General features: G+C 39.1%; 1 protein-coding gene and 1 pseudogene. Both read left to right on the forward strand.

What is annotated here, in order from left to right; genetic code table 11:
• Window positions 1–2,998 (forward strand): VCBS repeat-containing protein (locus AAC037_RS22355; protein WP_339905744.1); only part of this gene is annotated, 2,998 nt, incomplete at its 5' end.
• Window positions 2,999–3,113: 115 nt separating this feature from the next.
• A pseudogene (locus AAC037_RS22360) lies at window positions 3,114–3,272 on the forward strand (TrpB-like pyridoxal-phosphate dependent enzyme); the annotation flags it as partial.

The raw sequence follows: 3,272 nt of genomic DNA on the forward strand, positions 1-3,272 counted from the left end.
TACAGGAGCTACTATGGTAGATATCAATGGAGATGGTTATTTAGATATCTATGTATGTTATTCTGGAAAAGGAAATGAAGCATCTAGAAAAAATGAATTATTCATCAATCAGAAAGACAATACTTTTATTGATGAAGCTGAAAAATATGGGCTGGCAGATCCTGCTAATAGTATTCAGGCTGCATTTTTTGACTTTGATTTGGATGGAGACTTGGATATGTATTTGCTTAACCACAACACCCAGGTGATTAATGAAATTGATTTTGATGCCAAAAGAAAGGACAGGAATCCATTGGCAGGTGACAAATTGTTTAGAAATGATGGAGGTATATTTACCGATATAAGCGAAAGTGCCGGGATCAAGGGCAATTCTATGGGGTTTGGTTTGGGGATAGCGGTCGCTGATATCAATGATGATGGTTTTCCGGACCTCCATGTTTCCAATGATTATATAGAGCCGGATTACCTGTATATAAACAATGGAGATGGTACATTCTCGGAAAGTTTAACAGAGAATTTACAGCACATATCTTATTTTTCCATGTGCTCAGATATTTCTGATGTCAATAATGACGGGCTGGTAGATATTTTTACTTTAGACATGCTTCCCGAGGATGATGAACGGCAAAAATTGCTTTACGGACCAGAGAATTATGAACAGTATGCCTTGATGGTAATGAAGGGATTTTACCATCAAAATATGAGGAATATGCTTCATATCAACCAAGGGACAGGCTTATTTAGCGAAATAGGGCAGCTGGCCGGGATGTCCAATACTGACTGGAGTTGGGCTGCATTTTTTACAGATTTTGACAATGACGGTTGGAAAGATTTATTTGTGAGCAATGGTTATTTCCGAGATTATACCAATCGTGATTTTTTAAAATACAAAGGTGACTATTATTTCGATAAGGCGAGGGCAAAAGAAAAGGCAGATACACTTCATTTAGTTACAAGTATGAGTTCTACCCCTATCCATGATTACTTGTTTAAAAATGAGAATGGTATAAGCTTTAAAGAAGTGTCTGAGGATTGGGGACTATCAGATCCGAATTTCTCAAATGGTGCCGCCTACGCAGATTTAAACAATGATGGGGCACTTGATCTGGTGATCAATCACTTAAATGACGATGCAGGAATTTATGCCAATATTTTAAAACCTGATAAAAATGAAGGCAATTTCTTAAAGTTGAAATTACAGGGGGATGGTTTAAATTCAAGTGGAATTGGTGCCAAAGTGAAGGTGTATTACAACGCCAAGCAACAGTACCTAGAGCAGCAGCCTACCAGAGGGTTTCAATCTTCTGTAAGCCATGTTATGCATTTAGGATTGGGAATGGCTGATCGCATTGATTCTTTAAAAATTACCTGGCCCGGAGGAAAGGAGCAATGGGTGCAAAATGTGCCGGCAAATCAAAAGCTTGTATTAAAAGAGAGCGAGGCCATTAAGCAATCAGAAAATAAAAACAATCCTCAGCCCCCTGTTTTTACTAAAATTGTTTCACCTATTCCATACCAACATGGAGAGGCAGGATTTAATGATTTCAAAAGACAACCGCTTTTGTCACATATGTTGTCACCAACCGGTCCGGTGATTGCTAAGGGAGATGTAAATAACAATGGGTTTACCGATGTATTTGTGGGTGGAACTTCTGAAAAACCCGGCAAATTGTATTTTCAAGTTTCTACCGGACAGTTCCTTGAATCTCAAGGTTTAGACTTGTCCGAAGAGACAGGAACAGCAACCACTGACGCAATATTTTTTGATGCAAATGGGGATGGTTTGGAAGACCTGTATTTGGTGAAAGGAGGGTACCATGACTTTGAAAGGAATTCTCCAGAATTAGCCGACCAGTTGTACATCAATCAAGGTGCCGGGAATTTCAGAAAAGAAGCGGAGGCATTGCCCAATATTACAACCAGTGGAAGTGTGGTAAAGGCTGTTGATTTTGACAAGGATGGAGACTTGGATTTATTTATTGGCGGAAGGGTTATCCCTGGCCAATACCCAAAACCTGCCTCTTCCCATATATTAATTAATGATGGAAAAGGTAAGTTTGAAGACCAATCCGAAATTTTGCTGCCTGAATTAGCTGCATTAGGCATGGTGACGGATGCTGCTTGGCAGGACTTGGATCAAGATGGTTGGGATGATTTGATAATCGTTGGTGATTGGATGCCTATCAGTGTGTTTTTAAACAATAAGGGTAAACCCCTCATTAATCGAACGGAACAATACTTTGATAAACCTTTAATAGGGAAGTGGTCCAAATTGTCCTCCGGTGATTTTGATGGGGATGGAGGCCTTGATTTTGTAGTTGGTAATTTTGGCACCAATAGCCAATTAAAAGCAAATGAAGCACAACCTTTGACTTTAGTCTTTGCTGATTTTGATGGGAATGGTTCTGTAGATCCTATTTTAAACCATTTTGTCGATGGGGAGCTGGTTCCATTTATGAGTAGGGATGAGCTTCTGGATCAAATGTATGGGATGCGGAGTAAGTTTACTGATTATGCTTCTTTTTCTAAGGCTAAACTAAAGGATTTGTTTAGTGAAACGGCCATCGATATGGCAGAAAAGGTGGAGTTAAATGAATTAAGAACGGTCTATCTTGAAAATAAAGGTGATAAATTAGAGAGGCATGAGTTGCCGGTGGAGGCTCAGTTTGCACCCGTCTACGCCATTGGTGTTATGGATTTTGATGAAGTTGGAAATTTAGATTTTATCCTTGGAGGAAACCAAAATACAGCCAGACTCCGATTGGGGATGATCGATGCTAATTTTGGTCAGGTATACCTAGGAAATGGCAGTGGGGAGTTTAGGCATGCTTCTCCTTCAGTTACAGGTTTGAACTTTGTAGGCGATGTGAAAAGCATCGAAATAATAGATTTATCATATCTTAAGGTATTATTGGTAGGTATAAATAACCAAGGGGTTGAGGCCTATGTGCTCAATAAAAGTTTGTCAACCAATAATTTAAATGGGAACAGTAAATAAAGAACAAGTGGTATCACCTCCTGGTGTGATTGTTTTTAGGAAGAACTTCAATCACAGCTTTTGGAGGGGAATACATATTAAGTAAATATCAGTTAACCTTTTATTCATTCAATAAATGAAAAACAGAAAAATAAACTTAGAAGAAAGCGAGATTCCTGAAAATTGGTACAATATCATAGCTGATATGCCCAATAAACCCTTGCCTCCTTTAAACCCTGGCACTATGGAGCCTTTGGGACCTGATGCACTTGCGCCTTTGTTTCCTGAGGCTTTG

This window comes from uncultured Cyclobacterium sp. (assembly GCF_963976465.1).
Taxonomy (GTDB): Bacteria; Bacteroidota; Bacteroidia; order Cytophagales; family Cyclobacteriaceae; genus Cyclobacterium.